At 36.1% G+C, this 20,613-nt stretch carries 20 protein-coding genes; 18 read left to right on the top strand and 2 right to left on the bottom strand.

Annotated features, from left to right (window positions below; genetic code table 11):
- The first annotated feature begins 156 nt into the window (after positions 1–156).
- From rpsF to ACZLO7_RS00940, 8 genes are all read left to right on the top strand, one after another.
- On the top strand, positions 157–447 hold the full coding sequence (rpsF, locus tag ACZLO7_RS00975) for a 30S ribosomal protein S6 (RefSeq protein WP_038178796.1): 291 nt from the start codon (positions 157–159) through the stop codon (positions 445–447).
- Between the two features lie 42 nt (positions 448–489).
- Positions 490–1,038 carry a single-stranded DNA-binding protein gene (gene ssb, locus ACZLO7_RS00970; protein WP_464939710.1) on the top strand — a complete coding sequence of 183 codons (549 nt, stop codon included), beginning with the start codon at positions 490–492 and terminating at the stop codon, positions 1,036–1,038.
- A 55-nt stretch (positions 1,039–1,093) separates the two neighbouring features.
- Positions 1,094–1,330 carry a 30S ribosomal protein S18 gene (gene rpsR / locus ACZLO7_RS00965; RefSeq protein WP_038178800.1) on the top strand — a complete coding sequence of 79 codons (237 nt, stop codon included), beginning with the start codon at positions 1,094–1,096 and terminating at the stop codon, positions 1,328–1,330.
- Positions 1,331–1,559: 229 nt separating this feature from the next.
- Positions 1,560–2,501 carry a YybS family protein gene (locus ACZLO7_RS00960; protein ID WP_464939711.1) on the top strand — a complete coding sequence of 314 codons (942 nt, stop codon included), beginning with the start codon at positions 1,560–1,562 and terminating at the stop codon, positions 2,499–2,501.
- 13 nt (positions 2,502–2,514) lie between these two features.
- On the top strand, positions 2,515–4,491 hold the full coding sequence (locus tag ACZLO7_RS00955; protein ID WP_464939712.1) for a DHH family phosphoesterase: 1,977 nt from the start codon (positions 2,515–2,517) through the stop codon (positions 4,489–4,491).
- Entirely contained in the window at positions 4,488–4,937 is a 450-nt protein-coding gene (rplI, locus tag ACZLO7_RS00950) for a 50S ribosomal protein L9 (RefSeq protein WP_464939713.1), read from the top strand. Before ACZLO7_RS00955 ends, rplI begins: the two co-directional genes overlap by 4 nt.
- Positions 4,938–4,949: 12 nt before the next feature.
- Positions 4,950–6,308: a replicative DNA helicase gene (gene dnaB, locus ACZLO7_RS00945; RefSeq protein WP_427751658.1), complete on the top strand. Its 1,359-nt coding sequence runs from the start codon at positions 4,950–4,952 to the stop codon at positions 6,306–6,308.
- Between the two features lie 146 nt (positions 6,309–6,454).
- Positions 6,455–7,744, top strand: a complete 1,290-nt coding sequence (locus ACZLO7_RS00940; protein ID WP_427734276.1) for an adenylosuccinate synthase — start codon at positions 6,455–6,457, stop codon at positions 7,742–7,744.
- 339 nt (positions 7,745–8,083) lie between these two features.
- On the opposite strand, the gene ACZLO7_RS00935 is transcribed toward ACZLO7_RS00940, so the two are convergent.
- Positions 8,084–8,896 (bottom strand): YitT family protein, encoded by an 813-nt coding sequence (locus ACZLO7_RS00935; protein WP_464939745.1) that lies wholly within the window; start codon positions 8,894–8,896, stop codon positions 8,084–8,086.
- A 483-nt stretch (positions 8,897–9,379) separates the two neighbouring features.
- Here ACZLO7_RS00935 and ACZLO7_RS00930 point away from each other — a divergent pair, with 483 nt between their 5' ends.
- The 10 genes from ACZLO7_RS00930 to ACZLO7_RS00885 all read left to right on the top strand — a co-directional run bounded on the left by ACZLO7_RS00930 (position 9,380) and on the right by ACZLO7_RS00885 (position 19,749).
- Entirely contained in the window at positions 9,380–10,846 is a 1,467-nt protein-coding gene (locus ACZLO7_RS00930; RefSeq protein WP_464939714.1) for a M23 family metallopeptidase, read from the top strand.
- A gap of 224 nt (positions 10,847–11,070) precedes the next feature.
- Positions 11,071–11,781, top strand: coding sequence for a cell wall metabolism response regulator VicR (vicR, locus tag ACZLO7_RS00925; protein ID WP_464939715.1), 711 nt, complete (start codon positions 11,071–11,073; stop codon positions 11,779–11,781).
- Between the two features lie 5 nt (positions 11,782–11,786).
- Positions 11,787–13,610: a cell wall metabolism sensor histidine kinase WalK gene (gene walK, locus ACZLO7_RS00920; RefSeq protein ID WP_464939716.1), complete on the top strand. Its 1,824-nt coding sequence runs from the start codon at positions 11,787–11,789 to the stop codon at positions 13,608–13,610.
- A complete protein-coding gene (locus ACZLO7_RS00915) occupies positions 13,601–14,941 on the top strand; it encodes a YycH family regulatory protein (protein ID WP_464939717.1) in 1,341 nt (446 codons plus the stop codon). Before walK ends, ACZLO7_RS00915 begins: the two co-directional genes overlap by 10 nt.
- Positions 14,928–15,746, top strand: coding sequence for a two-component system regulatory protein YycI (locus tag ACZLO7_RS00910; protein WP_464939718.1), 819 nt, complete (start codon positions 14,928–14,930; stop codon positions 15,744–15,746). Before ACZLO7_RS00915 ends, ACZLO7_RS00910 begins: the two co-directional genes overlap by 14 nt.
- A 12-nt stretch (positions 15,747–15,758) precedes the next feature.
- Positions 15,759–16,547, top strand: a complete 789-nt coding sequence (locus ACZLO7_RS00905; RefSeq protein ID WP_464939719.1) for an MBL fold metallo-hydrolase — start codon at positions 15,759–15,761, stop codon at positions 16,545–16,547.
- Between the two features lie 176 nt (positions 16,548–16,723).
- The gene (locus tag ACZLO7_RS00900) at positions 16,724–17,944 is read left to right on the top strand and encodes a S1C family serine protease (RefSeq protein ID WP_464939720.1); all 1,221 of its coding nucleotides are present in this window, start codon (positions 16,724–16,726) and stop codon (positions 17,942–17,944) included.
- A 166-nt stretch (positions 17,945–18,110) separates the two neighbouring features.
- Entirely contained in the window at positions 18,111–18,275 is a 165-nt protein-coding gene (locus ACZLO7_RS00895) for a CxxH/CxxC protein (RefSeq protein ID WP_464939721.1), read from the top strand.
- A gap of 90 nt (positions 18,276–18,365) precedes the next feature.
- The gene (gene rlmH, locus ACZLO7_RS00890; protein WP_427751639.1) at positions 18,366–18,845 is read left to right on the top strand and encodes a 23S rRNA (pseudouridine(1915)-N(3))-methyltransferase RlmH; all 480 of its coding nucleotides are present in this window, start codon (positions 18,366–18,368) and stop codon (positions 18,843–18,845) included.
- Positions 18,846–18,963: 118 nt separating this feature from the next.
- Positions 18,964–19,749 (top strand): nucleotidyltransferase domain-containing protein, encoded by a 786-nt coding sequence (locus tag ACZLO7_RS00885; protein WP_464939723.1) that lies wholly within the window; start codon positions 18,964–18,966, stop codon positions 19,747–19,749.
- 149 nt (positions 19,750–19,898) lie between these two features.
- On the opposite strand, the gene ACZLO7_RS00880 is transcribed toward ACZLO7_RS00885, so the two are convergent.
- Positions 19,899–20,102 carry a hypothetical protein gene (locus ACZLO7_RS00880; protein ID WP_464939724.1) on the bottom strand — a complete coding sequence of 68 codons (204 nt, stop codon included), beginning with the start codon at positions 20,100–20,102 and terminating at the stop codon, positions 19,899–19,901.
- Between the last annotated feature and the right edge of the window lie 511 nt (positions 20,103–20,613).

The raw sequence follows: 20,613 nt of genomic DNA, 5'->3' as shown, positions 1-20,613 counted from the left end.
TTCTTAAGTATAATGGAAAAGAGTTGGAAATGTATAGGGAAGCAGGTTGCTATATTCAAAATAATGTGCTACAATTCACTGATGTGAGTAATAAATTTACTTGCTCCTTGCCCACTGCAACTAGTCGGGCCAAAGTCCATAAGGAGGTGCTTATAGATGAAAAAGTACGAATTAATGTACATCATTCGCCCAAACATTGAAGAAGATGCGAAGAAAGCTCTTGTAGAACGCTTCAACGAAATCTTAACTTCAAACGGCGCTGAAGTCATCGAATCAAAAGAGTGGGGCAAACGCCGCTTAGCTTACGAAATCAATGATTTCCGTGAAGGTTTCTACCAAATCGTGAAAATCAACGCTGACGCTAAAGCTATCAACGAATACACTCGTCTTGCTAACATTAGTGAAGACATTATTCGCCACATTGCAGTTCGCGAAGAAGAAAAATAATCTTAATTTATAAAAATCGCAGATAAAGGAGGTTGTATTCTGATGATTAACCGAGTCGTATTAGTTGGAAGACTAACAAAAGATCCGGAACTTCGCTATACACCAAGTGGCGCAGCTGTTGCTCGTTTTACACTTGCTGTAAATAGAACATTTGCTAACCAACAAGGTGAAAAACAAGCGGACTTTATTAACTGCATCGTTTGGCGTAAACAAGCTGAAAACACTGCTAATTTCTTGAAAAAAGGAAGCTTAGCGGGCGTAGAAGGTCGTATCCAAACAGGTAGTTATGAAGGGCAAGATGGTAAACGTGTTTACACAACTGAAGTTGTTGCAGATAGTGTGCAGTTCTTAGAACCGCGCGGTACTGCAGGAGATCGTCCGCAAGGACAGCAACAGTACGGTGGACAACCATCATATGGTGGTGATCAATCTTACGGCCAAGCTCCACAACAAAACAGCTATCAGCAACAACCATCTTATCAACAGAATCAATCACCTAGTCAGCAAAACTATACGCGTGTAGATGAAGATCCATTTGCTAACAACAATGGTGGTCCAATCGAAGTTTCTGAAGATGACTTACCATTCTAAGTAAAAATCCATTGCACGCAATATATACCAATATACTTAAGGAGGCGACAATACTATGGCACCACGTAGAGGAGGCCGCAAACGCCGTAAAGTTTGCTATTTCACTTCTAACAACATCAAACACATCGACTATAAAGATGTAGATTTGTTAAAAAAATTCATCTCTGAGCGCGGAAAAATTCTTCCACGCCGTGTAACTGGTACTAGCGCAAAATACCAACGTAAACTTACAGCTTCAATTAAAGTTTCTCGTATTATGGGCTTACTTCCATTCAGCACAGAAGAAAGATAAGAATTTTCAAAAGACCGGGTAACCGGTCTTTTTTCTTTTCACAAAAAATAACTTCCTACGAACTTTTCATATTATATTTAGTAGCTAAACACACTACATAAATTCTCTCCATTGAACACCTCACTATCTACGAAAGTATAGCCTAGCGCATTTTTGTTCAAGAACATGAAACATGGTACAATAATAAGATGAAATAGAACATTGTCTTTTGAAAAAAGGAAGGTTATAGATGCCTAAAAATAAAACACAACAACTGACACAAGGGGCGATGATGGCCGTATTTTTTACAGCCCTATTAGCGATTACTTCATATATACCTATATTAACTTTAGTTACAGTATGGTTCATTTCTTTTCCAATTGCTTGGTATAGTGCAATGTATGATCGCAAAGCTTCAATGATAGTAGCTGTTGTTAGTATAGGAATCTCAATACTCGTTACAGGTATAACGGCTTTGCCACTTGCCATTATTTTTGGTCTTGTAGGATTTTTAATTGGCGATACACTCCACATGAAGAGAAGCAAAGTTTATTTATTTATGACAACAGGTATTAGTGTATTACTATCTACAGCGTGTATGTATATTATCCTGGTTAAGTTTTTTAATTTGGATGTATTGAAAATTATTATGAATGTCATTCAAGCTAACTATATAAGGTCGAATGAATTAGCAAAGACCATGCCGGGTATGCCAGCAATGACTGATGAACAGTTAGTGCAGATGTTTGATGTATTTAATATGCTAATTCCGACTATGATTACGATGTCAGTATTCATATTCACTTTTATCATCATTACAGTTAACTTGCCATTATTAAAACGCTTTGGAATAACCGTTCCAAAATTTGCACCATTTAAAGATCTTCAATTGCCTAGATCTGTTTTATGGTATTATATGCTAGTTTTAATAGTGACATTATTTATTAAACCTGAAAGTGGTTCTTTCGCGGATATGGTATTTTTGAATTTGTCATTTTTACTGAGCACATTGTTACTACTACAGGGTATGTCGTTTATTCACTACTATGTGCATGAGCAAGAATGGCCTAAATGGATTGCGATAATAAGTACTATTTTGGCGTTACCTTTATACTCGTTTGTTACGCTACTTGGTATTGTGGATTTAGGATTTAATATTCGTGCGCTAGTGACGGGAACGCCGAGAAAATAAGGAGCTGAATTTTATGGGTACTTTGTTTAGAAAAAGACCAATTCGATATCCGCTTTTAATTCTGTCTCTTCTTAGTGTAGCAAGCGTTATCACATGTACAATGTGGAATCCGTTCATTGGTATTGCTTATGGTGTTGTAGTGGTATTGGCTTTAATATCGACTTGGAAAACGGAAAAAACAACATATGAAGAAACGGAAAAACACATTGAAACTCTCTCATATCGTATGAAAAAAGTAGGGGAAGAAGCGCTGCTTGAAATGCCTATTGGTATCATATTGATGGATACTCAATATTTGATCGAATGGTCGAATCCGTATATGCTAGGTATTTTAGATGTAGATACATTAATGGGAGAGGAGATCTTTACACTTTCCGAAGATCTCTATACATTGATCAAACACGATGAAAAGAACGAAATGAATATTACGCTTAGGGATCGTAAGTATCGAGCGTTTTATAAACCCGAAGAAAGGTTATTATATTTCTTTGATATTACAGAGCAAGTGGAAATTGAGGCGCTATACTATGAAGATCGTTCAGTAATAGCCGTTCTATTTGTCGATAACTATGACGAAATTACACAAGGTATGGATGATCAAAATCGTAGCCAGACAAATTCACTTATTACATCGCTTATTAATAATTGGGGCACGCAATATGGTATTTTCATAAAGCGCATATCAACTGATCGTTTTATAGCGATATTAAACGAATCTATTCTACAAGAAATTGAGAAAAAGAAATTTTCTATCTTAGATGATATTCGTGAAACTACAGCAAAACAAAGTTTATCTTTGACATTAAGTATTGGTGTTGGTACTGGTTCGCAATCTCTTATAGAACTTGGAGAACTGGCGCAATCTAGTTTAGATCTTGTTTTAGGTCGTGGTGGTGACCAGGTTGCAATCAAACAACCTAATGGTAAAGTGAAATTTTACGGTGGTAAAACAAATCCTGTTGAAAAGCGTACTAGAGTACGTGCACGCGTTATTTCACATGCATTACGTGATTTAATACAAGATAGTGATCAAGTCTTCGTCATGGGGCATAAAATGCCTGATATGGACGCGATAGGAGCAGCCATTGGTGTTCGTAAGATGGCTCAGATGAATAAAATCGATGGTTATGTCGTAATGGATTTTGAGCAAATTGATAATAGTATTATCCGCTTGATGAATGTGGTCAAGGAAAAGTCGGATCTCTATGATCGATTTATCACCCCTGAGGAAGCATTATCGAAAATTACCGATAAATCATTGTTAGTCGTTGTTGATACGCATAAACCATCGATGACAATTGAAGAGAAATTAATGCATAAGGCTGAAAAGGTAGTCGTAATCGATCACCATCGTCGGGGAGAAGAGTTTGTAAAAAATCCTATGCTTGTCTATATGGAGCCTTATGCGTCATCGACAGCCGAGCTTGTCACAGAATTATTAGAATATCAGCCAAAAAATGATAAAATAACAATGTTAGAAGCAACAGCACTTCTAGCAGGTATTATTGTAGATACAAAAAGTTTCACTTTACGCACAGGGGCCCGTACATTTGAAGCAGCTTCGTATTTACGTACAAACGGGGCAGATACCATTTTAGTACAACGTATACTAAAAGAAGACATTAATACGTATATTGAACGTTCTAAAATAGTTCAAACAGTAGAATTTGTACATCAAGGGCTAGCAATAGCACGTGGAGATAACGATAAGATTTATAACTCGGTTTTACTTGCACAAACAGCAGATATATTATTAACAATGAAAGATATCTCAGCTTCATTTGTAGTTGCTCATCGTAATGATGGGCTCATTGGTATTAGTGCACGCTCACTAGGTGAAATTAACGTTCAGCTTGTAATGGAAGAGCTTGGCGGTGGTGGCCACTTAACGAACGCTGCATGCCAAATAGGTGTAACAACAATCGATGAAGCTATTAACATGTTAAAAAAAGCAATAGAGGTAGTATTAGAAGGGAGTTCGGAATCATGAGAGTAGTATTCTTAAAAGACGTTAAAGGTAAAGGTAAAAAAGGTGAAGTCAAAAATGTAGCTGATGGTTATGCACATAACTTCTTATTAAAAAATAATCTAGCTGTTGAGGCAAATCAGGCAGCAATTAGCCAATTAGATGGGCAAAAGAAAAAAGCTGCAAAAGATGCGGCTGCTGAATTAGCTGCTGCGGAAGATTTAAAAGCAAAAATTGAAGAGTTAACGGTTATACTAAACGCAAAATCAGGTGAAGGTGGCCGTTTATTTGGTGCAGTAACTACAAAACAAATTGCAGATGGTTTAAATAAACAACATGGTATCAAAATTGATAAACGTAAAATGGAATTGGCAGACGCTATTCGTGCACTAGGATTTACAAACGTACCAGTGAAGCTACATCATGAAGTGACAGCTACGCTGAAAGTGCATGTTACAGAAGAAGCGTAAGGAGAGACATATATGAACGATCCATTATTGGAACGCGTTCCGCCTCATAATCTTGAAGCTGAACAATCTGTCATAGGAGCCATCTTTCTTGAACCACAATCACTCATAACGGCTTCAGAAATTCTTCTTGAAGATGATTTCTATAGATCTGCGCATGTTAAAATCTTCTCGACGATGTTGCGTCTAAGCGATCAAGGTAAAGCAATAGACGTTGTTACAGTGACAGAGGAACTTTCCAATCATAATGAGCTAGAAGACATTGGAGGTATTTCTTACTTAACCGAACTTGCCAATGCTGTACCAACAGCAGCCAATGTCGCTTATTATGCACAAATCGTTTCAGAGAAGGCTTTATTACGCCGCTTAATTAGAGTAGCAACGAAAATTGCAGAAGATGGTTATACACGTGAAGATGAAGTGGATGCACTTTTAGCAGAAGCTGAACGTAAAATGATGGAAGTGGCAAGTCGCAAGAACGCAGGGGACTTTAAGCATGTGAAGGATGTACTTGTCCAAACATATGAAAACATTGAGCAGTTACAACATCGAAAAGGTGATGTAACTGGTATCCCTACTGGATTCCGTGATTTGGACCGCCTAACTGCGGGATTCCAGCGAGGGGATTTAATCATTGTAGCTGCACGACCTTCAGTTGGGAAAACGGCATTTGCTTTGAATGTTGCTCAAAACGTAGGAACAAAAACGTCTGAAAATGTTGCTATCTTTTCACTTGAAATGGGTGCAGAACAGCTTGTTATGCGTATGATATGTGCGGAAGGTAATATTGATGCACAAGTATTACGTACAGGTGCTTTAAATGTTGAAGATTGGCGCAAACTAACAATGGCAATGGGCAGTTTATCTAAGGCTGGCATTTTCATTGACGATACCCCAGGAGTACGTATTAATGAAATACGTGCAAAATGTCGCCGTTTAAAACAAGAACATGGCCTTGGTATGATTTTAATTGACTATTTGCAGCTTATTCAAGGCAGTGGTAGCGGGCGTGAAAACCGCCAACAAGAAGTATCCGAAATCTCACGCTCACTAAAAGCATTAGCACGTGAATTAGAAGTGCCTGTTATTGCTTTATCTCAGTTGTCACGTGGCGTTGAACAACGTCAAGATAAACGACCAATGATGAGTGATTTACGTGAATCCGGAAGTATTGAGCAAGATGCCGATATCGTTTCTTTCCTATATCGTGAAGATTACTATGATAAGGAAACGGAAGATGCTAATACCATTGAAATTATTGTAGCTAAGCAACGTAATGGTCCAACAGATACGGTTAAGCTTGCTTTCGTCAAAGAACATAACAAATTTGTTAGTGTTGATTGGTCGCAACATGAGCCGGCTGGAGGATATTAGAGTATATGGAACACGAACGTTTAATTACTATACATTATAGTGCGTTCGTGTTTTTGTTTGTTTTTAATTGACTATTGTCTTTTCAGTTGATACAATAAGCGTTGTTTGATTCAGGATGCTTGAAAGCGTCTGACGGAGGTGCTGGTATGACATCAGTAGTAGTAGTAGGAACTCAATGGGGAGATGAAGGTAAAGGTAAAATTACCGACTTCCTATCAAAAAAAGCAGAAGCGATTGCTCGTTATGCAGGCGGAGATAATGCAGGACATACAATTAAATTTGATGGTGAAACTTACAAGTTGCACTTAATCCCATCAGGTATTTTTTATCAAGATAAGATTTCAGTAATCGGTAACGGATTAGTTGTAAACCCTAAATCCATTGTAACGGAATTAAAAGGCTTACAAGAAAGAGGAGTAAGCACTGAAAATCTTCGTATCTCGAACCGTGCACATGTTATTCTTCCTTATCATATTAAACAAGATATTGTAGATGAAGAAAGCCGTGGAGACAACAAGATTGGGACAACTGCTAAAGGTATCGGACCTTGCTATCAAGATAAAGTAGCGCGTATCGGTATCCGTATGGCGGACTTATTAGATCGTGAAGTATTTGAACAAAAACTTCGTGAAAACTTAGCTCTTAAAAATCGACTTTTTGAAAAGTTCTATGAAACAGAAGGGTTAAATTTTGAAGACATTTTTGAGGAATACTATGGCTATGGTCAGGAAATTGCTAAATATGTAACTGATACTTCAAAAATCTTGAATGATGTTCTTGATGAAGGTGGTCGCGTATTATTCGAAGGCGCACAAGGCGTTATGCTTGATGTCGACCAAGGAACATACCCATATGTAACTTCTTCTAACCCAGTAGCAGGTGGAGTGGCAATTGGTGCTGGAGTTGGACCATCTAGAGAAATGCGTGTTATAGGTGTTTGTAAAGCCTATACATCTCGTGTTGGTGACGGACCATTCCCAACTGAATTATTTGATGAAGTTGGGAACCAAATCCGTGAAGTTGGTCGCGAATATGGTACAACTACAGGTCGCCCACGTCGTGTTGGTTGGTTTGATAGCGTAGTAGTGCGTCATTCACGTCGCGTAAGTGGAATTACAGATTTATCGTTAAACTCAATTGATGTATTATCCGGTCTTGAAACGGTTAAAATCTGTACAGCTTATAAATACAAAGGTCAAACAATCACAGAATATCCTGCTAACCTTCACATTATTGAACAATGTGAACCGGTATATGAAGAACTACCAGGTTGGGCTGAGGACATTACAGGCTGCAGAACGCTAGAAGAATTACCAGTGAACGCTCGTCGCTATGTTGAGCGCGTTAGTGAATTAGCTGGCATTCAAATTGCTACATTCTCAGTAGGTCCAGATCGTGATCAAACAAATGTCCTTGTTGACGTTTGGGGAGAGTAAGTAAAATTTAATAAATAATCAAAAAAGCGGAGGAAATTTTCCTCCGCTTTTTTTCTGTCGTCTTACTGTATTGGGCGACCCATTATACTTTCTTCATATCTAAACACTATAGGGGCAAAATATAAAATATCCTTTAGACAATAGCGATTCCTACGGAGTAATGAATATATGGACTAATAATATAGCACCACAAGAGAGATATAATAAGGAATATACATCACTATTTAAAAAGAGCAGATATTAGTATTGATCAGATCAGAACTGTGAAGAATATAGTAATTGATACTTTAATATAAATAAAAGAGGCTAATTCTCATTAGAGGATTAACCTTTTTGCATTTAGTGAATATCTTTCTTCTTAAAGCGTCCACCGCGGACTTCTGCGATATTACCAATTGCGAGGAATGCATGATCATCGAGTTCTTCTACAATCGTTGTAAGTTTAGATTCCTCTAGTCGCGTAATCACCGTGAATATCACTTTTTTTCCGTCTCCAGTATATGCGCCTTCGCCTATTAAGTAAGTAACCCCACGGCCTAGACGGTCCATAATGGCACGACCAATTTCCTCATATTCTTCGCTAATAATATAAACAGATTTCGATTCATCAAGCCCTTGAATCACTACATCAATTGTTTTGTAAGCGATGAAGTATGCAAGTACGGAATACATTGCTTGTTCCCATGTGAAAACAAAACCGGCTACCGCGAAAATGACTAAGTTGAAAAACATAATGATTTCGCCGACGGAGAACGGAGAATTTTTGTTAAATAAAATAGCCATAATTTCTGTCCCATCGAGAGAGCCACCGTAACGGATAACGATACCAACACCAGTACCAAGAACAATTCCGCCAAATACTGTTGATAATAGTAAATCTTTTGTGAAAGGTTCAATTGGGTGTAATAGAACCGTAGCTATAGATAAAGTAGTAATTCCTAACGCAGTAGATAAGGCAAAAGTTTTACCAATTTGCTTATAACCTAGGAAAAAGAAGGGTATGTTCAAGAGGAAAATAAATAATCCTAGTGGTAGAGCGGAAAGGTGGGAAACAATAATAGATATACCGACAATTCCACCATCTAAAATATTGTTAGGTACAAGAAATTGCTCCAAACCAACTGCCATTATTATTGCACCAATTATCACCATAATAATACGTTTTAGTAAACGACCTTTAGAGGTTTTCCTATTCTTGTCACGATTTTTTTTTGCTTCTGCTAAAATGTCTTCCATACTCCTGTTTGAGTCATTCAAACTAATCTCCCCATTCTCTAAAACTAATAATTCTACCTTAATTCTATCTTAATTTTAACGGAATTTTCAAAAATTCAAAAGTAAAAAGAATTATATTGTAACAATAATTACAAAAAAGTAATGAGATTTTTGTATAAATAGAGAGTAGTATGGTGAATAATGCTTACAAAAAATGTCTATAATAAATAAAAATTACCTGTTTTAACCCTTGAATTGTAAAAACTTTAAAATAAATGGAGTAAATTATACATTTTAGTGACATCAAGCGTAATAAGTTCAATTGGAAAATGGAATATGTTAAATTAGAGAAGCTTGATTTCGACATAACTTTTGAAATAAAATAATTGATTTAAATCAAAAAATCGAAAGGAGCTTATCATGCGTTTGAAACGGAATAGTAGTGAGAACTTTATATTTTCTAAACGAACCCGCCAATCAACAGCAATGAAAGCAGCAACCATCGCAATATTTCTCATGTCAATAATGGGATTTAATACTGATTACGCAAATGCTAAGCAAGATAATCAGTTGCATAAAATTTATCATATATACATTAAGAATCAATACATTGGCGCAGTTTCCAATGAAAAATTAATAGATAAACATATCGAAGACAAGGTAAAAAAGGCCAGCATCAAATACGGAAATCTCTCGCTAAATGCTACGCCAGATTTATCTGTTATATCAGAGCAAGTTTTTCAAGAGGATATAAATGACGAAGATACTTTAAGAAAGCTTGACGATGCTTTATCAATTAAAGCTTCAGCATTTGCATTACTCATCGATGGCAAGGTGGCTGCCTATGTAAAAGACATCGATGCATATGAAGCAGCACTCCGCCAGCTTAAATTACAGTATGTTTCAGCTAAAGAGCTAAAAGTATTAGATACTATTGAAAATGCCCATAAAACTTTACCGCCATTAAAGAAAAACGAAACGCGTATTGTAGATATTGCTATAAAACAATCGGTTTCGGGTATGACCGAATACACAGATCCTTCCAATGTGCTAACTACAAAGGAAGCTGTTAAATTACTAACAAAAGGCAAGCTTCAAGAGAAATCACATACCATTAAAGATGGCGATACTCTTAGTAGTATTGCAGCAAAATATAAACTTTCAACTTCTAAGCTCTTAAAACTCAATAAAAATTTAACAGATGATAAATCTCTAACAGTTGGACATTCCATTAAAGTAGCAGAGTTAGAGCCTAGGATTAATATTGAACTAACAAAAGAATCGATAAAATCTGAGAAAATAGATCATAAAACAATTATTAAAAAAGATAAAAAAATGCTAACAGGTGAGAAGGAAGTAAAACAAAAAGGCTCAGATGGTAAGAAGCTAGTAAGACATGTGATTACTGAGATAGATGGTAATCCAGCTTTAGAAAAAGTAATAACGCAATCTGTTATGAAGGAACCAGAAACACGTGTGATTATTAAGGGGACAAAAGAAGTACCTTCACGTGGAAGCGGAAGCTTTGAATGGCCTGCAGAAGGCGGTTATATTTCAAGTGAAATGGGCTATCGTTGGGGTGAACTACATCGAGGACTTGATATTGCTAGACCAGATGGTTTTACGATTAAAGCAGCTGATAACGGTGAAGTCACATTTGCAGGTGTAGATGGGACTTATGGGAATAAAGTAACAATTGATCATAATAACGGGTATCAAACAGTTTATGGTCATTTGGCATCGATTGATGTGGAAGTGGGACAAGTAGTAGCACAAGGGTCTAAGTTAGGGATTATGGGAACAACCGGTAATTCAACAGGCATACACTTACATTTTGAAGTGTCTAAAAATGGAAAGTTACTTAACCCGTTAAATGTATTAAAATAAAATAGACCGATACAGTCCATTATGAAAGTGGACTGTTTTTTTACATAGAGGTCATTGTGAAAGAAGTCAGGATTAACATTATTCCCTGGGGAATATCAATGTGCCTGGGATTCCAAAAGATGCACTGAAAGCTAAAGCATGATAGAGTTAAAGATATGGAATATACAAAAACTAACGTTAATTGATAACATAAATCAAATTCATATATGAAGGGAAGTATAAATGTGGACAAGACAATTTTAGTTGTTGATGATGAAAAACCGATTGCGGATATACTACAATTTAATTTAATAAAAGAGGGCTACAAAGTTGTTTGTGCTTATGATGGTGATGAAGCACTCGAAAAAGTGGAGGAAATCAAACCAGATTTAATGCTTCTAGATATCATGTTACCAAAAAGAGATGGTATAGAAGTATGTCGTGAAGTACGGAAAAAATATGATATACCTATTATTATGTTAACAGCAAAAGACTCAGAGATTGATAAAGTATTAGGTTTAGAATTAGGGGCAGACGATTATGTGACAAAGCCATTTAGTACTCGTGAATTAATCGCCCGTGTAAAAGCAAATATGCGCCGCCATCAATCAACAACAGCAACTGAAGAACAAGAAGAAACTTCAAGTGATATCGTAGTTGGATCACTTGTTATTCAACCAGAAGCATATTTAGTATTAAAACGTGATGAGGCCATTGAACTTACACATCGTGAATTTGAACTATTACACTATCTAGCAAAACATATAGGTCAAGTTATGACACGTGAGCATTTGTTGCAAACAGTATGGGGCTATGACTATTTTGGAGACGTGCGTACTGTGGATGTAACTATCCGCCGCTTACGTGAAAAAATTGAAGACAATCCAAGTCATCCGTCATGGATTGTAACACGCCGTGGCGTAGGATATTACTTAAGAAATCCTGAACAGGAGTAAGATACATGCAGAAAGTCCGTTTTTTCAAATCCGTTCACGTAAAGCTAGTACTTATTTACGTGCTATTAATTTTAATAGCTATGCAAATTATAGGACTCTATTTTGCACAAAGATTGGAACTAACATTAAAGGAAAACTTCCAAACATCTGTTACTGACCGTCTAAAGTTAGTTACATTTAGTGTTAAAGAGGAGCTTTTAAAAGAAAGAACAGAAGCTGATCCCACGCAGGAGCAAAGCTTGAAAACGGTGTTAAGCGGACTATCCTCTGATGATATAAGCGAAATTCGTGTTATCGATGCCCGCTATCGTATTTTAGCTACATCCGATATGAGCAATCAGTCCATCATTGGACAGCGCTCGACGGAAACTTTAGTGCGCCAATCAATAGCAACCCAAACTCCTTCAGATGAAATAGCATTAGATGATCAAACCAAAACACGAGTATGGTTATTAGCGACACCTATTACTTCCAATGGTAAAGTCATTGGAACTGTCTATTTAAAATCAAATATTGAAAGTGTTTTTGGACAGATGAATAAGATCAATGGTATTTTGGCAGGAGGTACAGCACTTGCTTTAGCCATTACAATTATACTCGGCATTTTCATCGCAAAAACAATTACAAAACCAATTTCAGATATGCGGAAACAAGCTCAAGCTATGGCGAAAGGGAATTTTTCGCGCAAAGTACGTGTTTATGGCAATGATGAAATAGGACAACTGGCAATAGCTTTTAATCATTTAACAAATAGGCTCCAGGAATCGCAATCCACAACAGAGGGTGAACGAAGAAAGCTTGCATCCGTTTTAGCTAATATGACAGACGGTGTAATTGCGACCGATCGAAAAGGTCGTATTATACTAATCAATACACCCGCACAACAGCTTTTAAATAGTGAAGACGATGAACTAATGGGGCGACCACTTGTTTCTGTTTTAGGGTTAGAAGAAGGGTATACCTTTGAAGATTTAATCCATATGAAAGATGCTGTGAATCTAGATTTTAGTTCGCCAGAACGACCTTATGTTTTTCGGGCAAATTTCTCTGTAATTCAAAAAGAAACTGGTTTTGTAAATGGTTTGATTACGGTTTTGCATGATATTACTGAACAAGAGAAGATTGAAATGGAGCGCCGTGAATTCGTATCTAACGTTTCGCATGAACTTCGTACGCCATTAACAACAATGCGTAGCTACTTAGAAGCATTAGCGGATGGTGCATGGCGAGATGAAAATATTGCACCTACTTTCTTAAATGTTACACAAACGGAAACAGAGCGCATGATCCGTCTTGTAAATGACCTATTACAATTATCTCGTATGGACAGTAGAGAATATGAGTTAAATGCAGATATCGTAGATTTTAATAAATTTTTTGACCGTATTATTGATCGATTCGAAATGTCAAAATCAAAAAATGTAGAATTCCAACGACATATCTCAGAAACACAATGCTATGTAGAACTTGATACTGATAAAATTACACAAGTAATTGATAATATTATTTCGAATGCATTAAAATACTCACCAGATGGTGGTAATATCCGCTTTGGAGTAACGGCACAAGAGGGAATTTTAAAAGTCATGATTTCCGATGATGGTATGGGTATACCGAAAGAAAATGTTGATCGTATCTTTGACCGCTTTTATCGTGTAGATCGTGCTAGAGCGCGTTCTATGGGGGGCACTGGTCTTGGCTTAGCAATTTCGAGAGAAATGATTCATGCTCATGGCGGTAAAATTTGGGCGGAAAGTGAGGAAGGACATGGTACAACGATCTTCTTCACATTGCCATACGAATTAGATGAGGCAGGTGAATGGGATTGAAGTATGTTGAGCAGATAAAGTCTGTAGCTCTATTCGTCCTTGTCTTTTTAAGTATTACACTTACATTTTCTATTTGGACCTACAAGCCTAACTATGCCACAATGGAGCAACCAAAAATCGTACCTATTTCAATTGACAAGCAGCGTCAAATGTCAGATATCATTAAGCCCTACCGAATGCTTTTTCATATGAATGGCAAGTGGAAAGGTACAAATGAAAATACTAGGATGAAAACTATTTTAAATGACATGAAAAACTGGGAACTTTCAGATTTGACACTTGTTAGTAATAATTTAGATGATAAAAAGCTTAATGAATTAATAGGTATGAATAATCGTATGACGTTGTTTTACACAGGCGAAATACCATTCCCTGTATTCCTTCAAAACCTATTACCCGTACACAACAAAAGAATACCTGAAGCTGCATTCAATCGCATGATTATTGAGTGGGATAAGATAAACAACAATGAGCTTCTTGTTTTTTTTGCTAACTCAAAAAACAACAAACTGTATAAAGCTAAAATAAAAGTTCAAAGTGAAAAGCATCTCCAAACTAATGTAGTGACAGTGGCAAAAAGCCTCCCAAACTATCTTGAAATTAAACGTGAGGGAGCGAAGAGTTTCTATTTGCCAGCAAAGGATATTAACATTCCTAAATACACTTATATAGTTGATCCAGATCCTGTTAACCGCTATAAAAATGCGCTTTTCTCTAATCCTAAAATTGTGAAACGGAGTCCAGATGAAGCGACTAGTACCGAAAAGTACACAGATGACAAATCATTAATGACTCTTGATGTAACAAAGAAAACACTCAACTTCGTAAATACATCCATTGTAGACAACAAAGAAAAGGTGTTAGAGTCTGATCTTATTTTGAATACATTTAATTTTATTAATGAGCATGGTGGTTGGACAGGCGATTTCCGTTATAACGAAGTAGATTATGGTAATCAAAAGGTTACTTATCAAATGTATTTAGAAGATCAACCAGTCTTTAGTGACCGATTAGTGACCTTAACAGATATTTCAACTTATTGGGGTAACGATCGCATCTCGAAGTATTACCGTCCATACTACAAGCCGATTTCTATACCAGCAAGGAATAATGGAAAGTTAATGTCAGGTCCAGAAGCGATTGAAAAACTAAAGGATAGAGAAGATATTAAATATGAAGATATTGAGGAAATTCGGTCAGGTTTTTACTTAACTACAGATGTAAATCCAAATTTATTCACATTGGAGCCAATGTGGTTCTACAGCATCGATGGTAAGTGGGAACATTTATCACCTGTTATTGCGGGAGGTGACCAAATTGGATTGGAGTAAAACGAAAACCATCTTCATCATTGTATTTTCAATATTAAACGTTTTCCTTTATGCTCTTTATGTCGATCGATATAATGAGGAACAGGAAATTGCAACACTTGGTGAATCAACGATAGAGGATCGCCTAGAGAGTGAAAATATTACGGTTAAAGGTTTACCTGCTGAAAACCCAAAAACTTCTTATATATCTGGCCAAATCAAGCAATTTAAACCCACGGACTTCAAGAAAATGGGTAATCAGCATTTTGACATCATAAATGGCTCTGTGCGAACTTTAAAATTTGAAAAACCAATAGCACTCAAAGGAATTGAAGATGCCACAAGTTTCACAGAATTTATGGCAGAGTATGTTTACGAGGGAGAAACTTATAAACTTTGGCGTATTGATGAAGAAAAAAGAGAAGCAATCTTTTTCCAAAAAATTAACAATCGCATAATCTATTTTAATAAAAATGCGAAGGTAACATTACATTGGAATAAAGACTTAGCAGTGATAGGTTATGAACAAACGATGTTGGAATCACTAAAGGAATTTGGTGAGAAAAGTACGCTATTCACTGCTATTAAAGCAATCGAAGTACTATATGAAAAAGGATTGTTAAGGCAGGATTCGAAAATTACTAAACCACAGCTTGGCTATTCTACATTTGCTCCTTTAATAGAGACTCAAGTTCTTTCACCAACATGGCATATTCATGTTGTTTTTGTGGAAGGTGACGAAGCAGATTATTTCGTTAATGCGGTAGATGGTCAAGTTATCGATATTCAAGCAAAAGAAAATGATAAAGAATTAGAAAGTGAATAAGGAGTCTTTACTATGCAGTTCAGTGTATTAGCAAGTGGCAGTACGGGTAATGCTATTTATGTAGAAAATGATGACCATGCATTTATTGTAGATGCTGGTTTAACAGGTAAGAAGATGGAGCAGCTTTTTGCAAAAGTAAATCGCGATATAAAAAAACTAAGCGGTATTTTTGTTACGCATGAGCATATTGACCACATAAAAGGCGTGGGTGTTTTAGCACGTAAATATCAAATACCAGTTTACGCCAATGCTAAAACATGGGCAGCAATGGATGATAAAGTCGGCAATATTCCTTTAGAACAACGCTTCCAATTTGATATGGAAACAGTGCAATCATTTGGGTCACTAGATGTAGAATCATTCGCTGTTTCTCACGATGCTGCAGATCCAATGTTTTATACTTTCCATGAGAGCGGTCGCAAACTTGTAGTTATTACAGATACAGGTTATGTCAGTGATCGGATGAAAGGCATTATCAAAGGTGCTGATTCCTTTGTTTTTGAAAGTAATCATGATGTAAGCATGCTACAAATGGGGAGTTATCCTTGGTCTACAAAACGACGTATACTAAGTGATGTTGGACATGTTTCAAACGAAGATGCCGCTGTTGCTATGAGCGAAGTTGTAGAACAAAAACCAACTCGAATTTATCTTTCCCATTTAAGTAAAGATAACAACATGAAAGATTTGGCTCGCATGAGTGTGTCTCAAACGCTACAATCATGTGGTATCATGCCTGGTGAATTTGTTACGCTATTAGATACGGATGCAGACGAACCTACTAAAGTTGTAACAGTATAATAATTTGAACCTCTCTTTAAAAGGGAGGTTTTTTTATGCACTTATAGGGAAATCTATGCTACGAGATGAAAAATAGAATTTCCAATTTTGAACTGATTTTTAATCCATTTTCATCTGATTTTAATGTTTGAACGGTATAGTATAACTATCAGGTTTATATCGGAGGGATGATACGTATGGGATATTACGATAACATTAACGGAGAAGATAGAAGTCGTTCTAAAAAACGAAGCAGTAAAGCAGGTTATTTCTTTAGTGGATTAATTGGTGTTATTATTGGCGCTTTACTTGTTTGGTTATTGATGCCATCGATGATCGATCGTTTACCAAACGGTTCTAGTAATTCATCGAGTGCAATTGGTACAAGTAATAACACAACAAAGCAAGTGACAACTGAAGTAACAACAGATGTAACAGGAGCAGTCGATAAAGTTGCGGGAGCGGTTGTCGGCATTACGAATATCCAAGAATCTGCAAAAGATTTTTGGAACCAAGCTGAACCAACTACCCAAGAAGCGGGTAGTGGATCAGGAGTTATTTATAAAAAAGATGGTGACACAGCATATATCGTAACTAATAATCACGTAGTTGAAGGAGCTAAACAATTAGAAGTGACATTTGCAGATGGTTCAAAAGCAGAAGCAAAACTAATTGGTAAAGACGTTTGGACAGACTTAGCGGTCATCTCCATTTCAAGCAAAAAAGTTAATACTGTTGCTACATTTGGTAACTCTGAAGTTTTAAAACAAGGGGAGACAGTTATTGCAATTGGTAACCCATTAGGCCTTGATTTTTCTGGTTCTGTTACAACAGGTGTCGTATCGGGGAAAGATCGTACAGTACCAGTGGATTTAAATGGGGATGGTGTACCAGATTGGCAAGCAGAAGTATTACAAACAGATGCAGCTATTAACCCGGGTAACAGTGGTGGTGCTCTTGTAAACCTTGCTGGTGAAGTAATCGGTATAAACTCCATGAAAATTTCTGAATCGAAAGTTGAAGGTTTAGGTTTTGCAATTCCAATTAATTCTGCAATACCAGTTATTAATGAGTTACAAAAATCAGGTAAGGTAGAAAGACCATCTATGGGTGTGTCATTAGTTGACTTAACGAATGTTCCTGCATTCCATCAAAGTCGTACTTTAAAATTACCAGCCGAAATAACGGAAGGCATTGTTATTAGTAGTATCGTTAAAGGCTCTTCAGCAGAAAAAGCAGGTTTAGAACAGTATGATGTTATCGTTGAGATTGATGGTCAAAAAGTAGGGAATTCAATTGAATTAAGAAAGCATCTATACAATAAGAAAAACGTAGGCGATAAATTGAAAGTGAAAGCATACAGAGCTGGGGAAATAATTGAAAAGGAACTAATTTTAACGAATAGTACAACAAGTTAACCTTGTGGATAATAGAAATTAATTACAAACGTATCAACAGCGAGCAGGGAACGTGAAACCACGACTTTCCTGCTCGCTTTTACTTTGTTACAATAGACTGTGGATAACATCGGCTGAATTGTGTATAAGTTTGCGGGAATTTTGAAAATTGAAAGGATGAAATATTTTGAAAATATACAGCTGTGAAACGCATATAGGACACGCTTTAGACATGTTCGTGGCAGAGCAAAAAGAGGTTCCAGTATTTGAAATGGCAACAGAGGAAGAAAAGTTATCCACAAGTTGTACTTATTGTGAAGAGGCAGCAACATATGTTGTGGCGAACGAATGAACGCCCACAAGATATAGATTCACCTTGTGGATATGTGTATAACTTCTGTGGATAACGTGTTTGTAAATTTAATGTGAAGGTGGATAACTTGTGAATATAGCGATTATTACCGTTGGGAAATTAAAAGAAAAGTATTTAAAAATGGGAATTGATGAATATGTTAAGCGTCTTGGCGCCTACGCAAAAATCGATCTTGTTGAAGTCCCAGACGAAAAAGCACCCGAACAATTAAGTGAAGCTGAAATGGAAATCGTTAAGAAAAAAGAAGGCGAACGCATTTTAGCCAAAATTTCACCCGACACTCACGTCATCGCCCTTGCTATCAACGGCAAAATGAAAACATCCGAAGAAATGTCCAAAGACATCGAATCACTTATGACCTACGGCAAAAGTAAAATTGCTTTCGTCATCGGCGGTTCTCTAGGATTACATGACGATGTATTAAAACGCGCAAACGAAAAACAATCATTCGGGAAGATGACTTTGCCTCATCAATTGATGAAGTTAGTGTTGGTAGAGCAGATATATAGAAGTTTTAGAATTATGAAGGGCGAGCCTTATCATAAGTAAGTGCGGTTAATGTGGGATACTTTAATTTAATTGATAATCCTCTTACTAAAGCGTTAAGTTGAAATTAAGAAACGATGAAGCTAGTTTTTCTAAGCTCATAATGAAAGGAGAAATGTAAATGAACGAAATCATTCAAACGAAATTGTTAGAAATAGAAGAGAAATATAAGGTAAAGATTTTATATGCTGTCGAATCAGGAAGTAGAGCATGGGGCTTTCCTTCAAAAGACAGTGATTATGATGTTCGATTTATTTATATTCATCCTCCAGAATGGTATCTCTCGATTGATCCACAAGGAATTGGAGTAAAGAGAGATGTAATTGAAGAACCAATTAATGATTTATTAGATATAAGCGGTTGGGAGATCACAAAAGCGCTACGCCTTTTTAGAAAAAATAATCCGCCACTTTTAGAATGGTTAAGAAGCAATATTATTTATTATCAAAAATACTCATTTGTTGATAACATACGGTCTTTGGAATCGAGTGTATTTTATCCAAATTCGATGCTCCACCATTATTTAAACATGGCAAAAAATAATTATCGTGAGTACTTGCAGGGATCAGAAGTAAGAATAAAAAAATATTTTTATGTACTGCGACCGATATTGGCTTGTAAATGGATAGAGAAATATAATACGACACCTCCAATTAGCTTCCATGAACTATTGGAAGATAGCCTTCAGGAAGGCGAATTAAAAAATGCAATTGAGCATCTTTTAAAACGAAAGCTAATAGGTGATGAGTTAGATATTGAACCCCGTATTTATGTGATTAACGACTTTGTAGAAAATGAAATGGAACGACTCGAAGAATATGTTAAATCACTCAAAGTTGAAGCGAAGGATCCTACTAAAATATTAGATGAATTGTTTAGAAATACATTGCAGGAAGTTTGGAAATAATAGTTTAGTTTCGAGTATAAACAAGTAACGTTAATAATCAAAGAAATCTTTCGAACCACATTTAGAGTGAGCCTTATCATAAGTAAGTGCGGTTATAAAAAAAGCTATCTAGAACGTTGTCATATCAACGTTCTAGATAGCTTTTTATTTTATAGATGATTGTCTTTTTTCCAATCACGATATTTCCACCATTCTAAAATTAATCTAACAAAAACCACTGATAATGTGGGAACTAAATAGTGTTTTGGAGGACCTATTATTGCAGAAATCATTAAAAGACCAATAAAAAAGCAGATTAAATAGCCAATGATTTTTTTAAATCTAGAATTGAAATATTGTTTTCTGTTATTCATTTGAAACCTCATAAATTGTAGTTAATAGTTGAGAAGATAAAATTTATTACACACAATCATATAAATATACTAAAGAAAGTTCAATCATTTTAAATAGCATTTACGCACATTACGGAGAACCGTATCATAAGTAAGTGCGGTTTTTTCTGAAATACAGAAGCAGCACCATTCCATTTTTTGATTAGATGAACATTTGTTGCATGAAGGCTTTTTTTGGGTTTAATAAGCCTTCTAATTTTTTCCTTCAAAATCAACCTTATTTTGAAGGGTAGTTATAAAGTTAGCAATTGTGTTTCGCTCAGAAATTGAAGGCACTAGTATAGGCATTTCTAGAAGGTAGAGTTTTTTATATTTACACGATCATGTCTTGCTCCAGAATCACCATACATATAAATATATTTATACCATAGACCCTTTGAAATAATGATAAAGAAATTCATGGTTAATTTCATAGAGTAGTATACAAATAATTTAAAAAGTGACTATTAATGACGATAAGAAGGATATTGAG

Source organism: Viridibacillus sp. d25.2 (genome assembly GCF_055456015.2).
This window is presented reverse-complemented; position numbering and strand designations above follow the sequence as displayed.

Bases quoted from the DNA above. Each gene is read 5' to 3' on its own strand.
- rpsF (WP_038178796.1), top strand. From the start codon at position 157: ATGAAAAAGTACGAATTAATGTACATCATTCGCCCAAACATTGAAGAA.
- ssb (WP_464939710.1), top strand. From the start codon at position 490: ATGATTAACCGAGTCGTATTAGTTGGAAGACTAACAAAAGATCCGGAA.
- rpsR (WP_038178800.1), top strand. From the start codon at position 1,094: ATGGCACCACGTAGAGGAGGCCGCAAACGCCGTAAAGTTTGCTATTTC.
- ACZLO7_RS00960 (WP_464939711.1), top strand. From the start codon at position 1,560: ATGCCTAAAAATAAAACACAACAACTGACACAAGGGGCGATGATGGCC.
- ACZLO7_RS00955 (WP_464939712.1), top strand. From the start codon at position 2,515: ATGGGTACTTTGTTTAGAAAAAGACCAATTCGATATCCGCTTTTAATT.
- rplI (WP_464939713.1), top strand. From the start codon at position 4,488: ATGAGAGTAGTATTCTTAAAAGACGTTAAAGGTAAAGGTAAAAAAGGT.
- dnaB (WP_427751658.1), top strand. From the start codon at position 4,950: ATGAACGATCCATTATTGGAACGCGTTCCGCCTCATAATCTTGAAGCT.
- ACZLO7_RS00940 (WP_427734276.1), top strand. From the start codon at position 6,455: ATGACATCAGTAGTAGTAGTAGGAACTCAATGGGGAGATGAAGGTAAA.
- ACZLO7_RS00935 (WP_464939745.1), bottom strand. From the start codon at position 8,896: ATGGTGATAATTGGTGCAATAATAATGGCAGTTGGTTTGGAGCAATTT.
- ACZLO7_RS00930 (WP_464939714.1), top strand. From the start codon at position 9,380: ATGCGTTTGAAACGGAATAGTAGTGAGAACTTTATATTTTCTAAACGA.
- walK (WP_464939716.1), top strand. From the start codon at position 11,787: ATGCAGAAAGTCCGTTTTTTCAAATCCGTTCACGTAAAGCTAGTACTT.
- ACZLO7_RS00915 (WP_464939717.1), top strand. From the start codon at position 13,601: ATGGGATTGAAGTATGTTGAGCAGATAAAGTCTGTAGCTCTATTCGTC.
- ACZLO7_RS00905 (WP_464939719.1), top strand. From the start codon at position 15,759: ATGCAGTTCAGTGTATTAGCAAGTGGCAGTACGGGTAATGCTATTTAT.
- ACZLO7_RS00900 (WP_464939720.1), top strand. From the start codon at position 16,724: ATGGGATATTACGATAACATTAACGGAGAAGATAGAAGTCGTTCTAAA.
- ACZLO7_RS00885 (WP_464939723.1), top strand. From the start codon at position 18,964: ATGAACGAAATCATTCAAACGAAATTGTTAGAAATAGAAGAGAAATAT.
- ACZLO7_RS00880 (WP_464939724.1), bottom strand. From the start codon at position 20,102: ATGAATAACAGAAAACAATATTTCAATTCTAGATTTAAAAAAATCATT.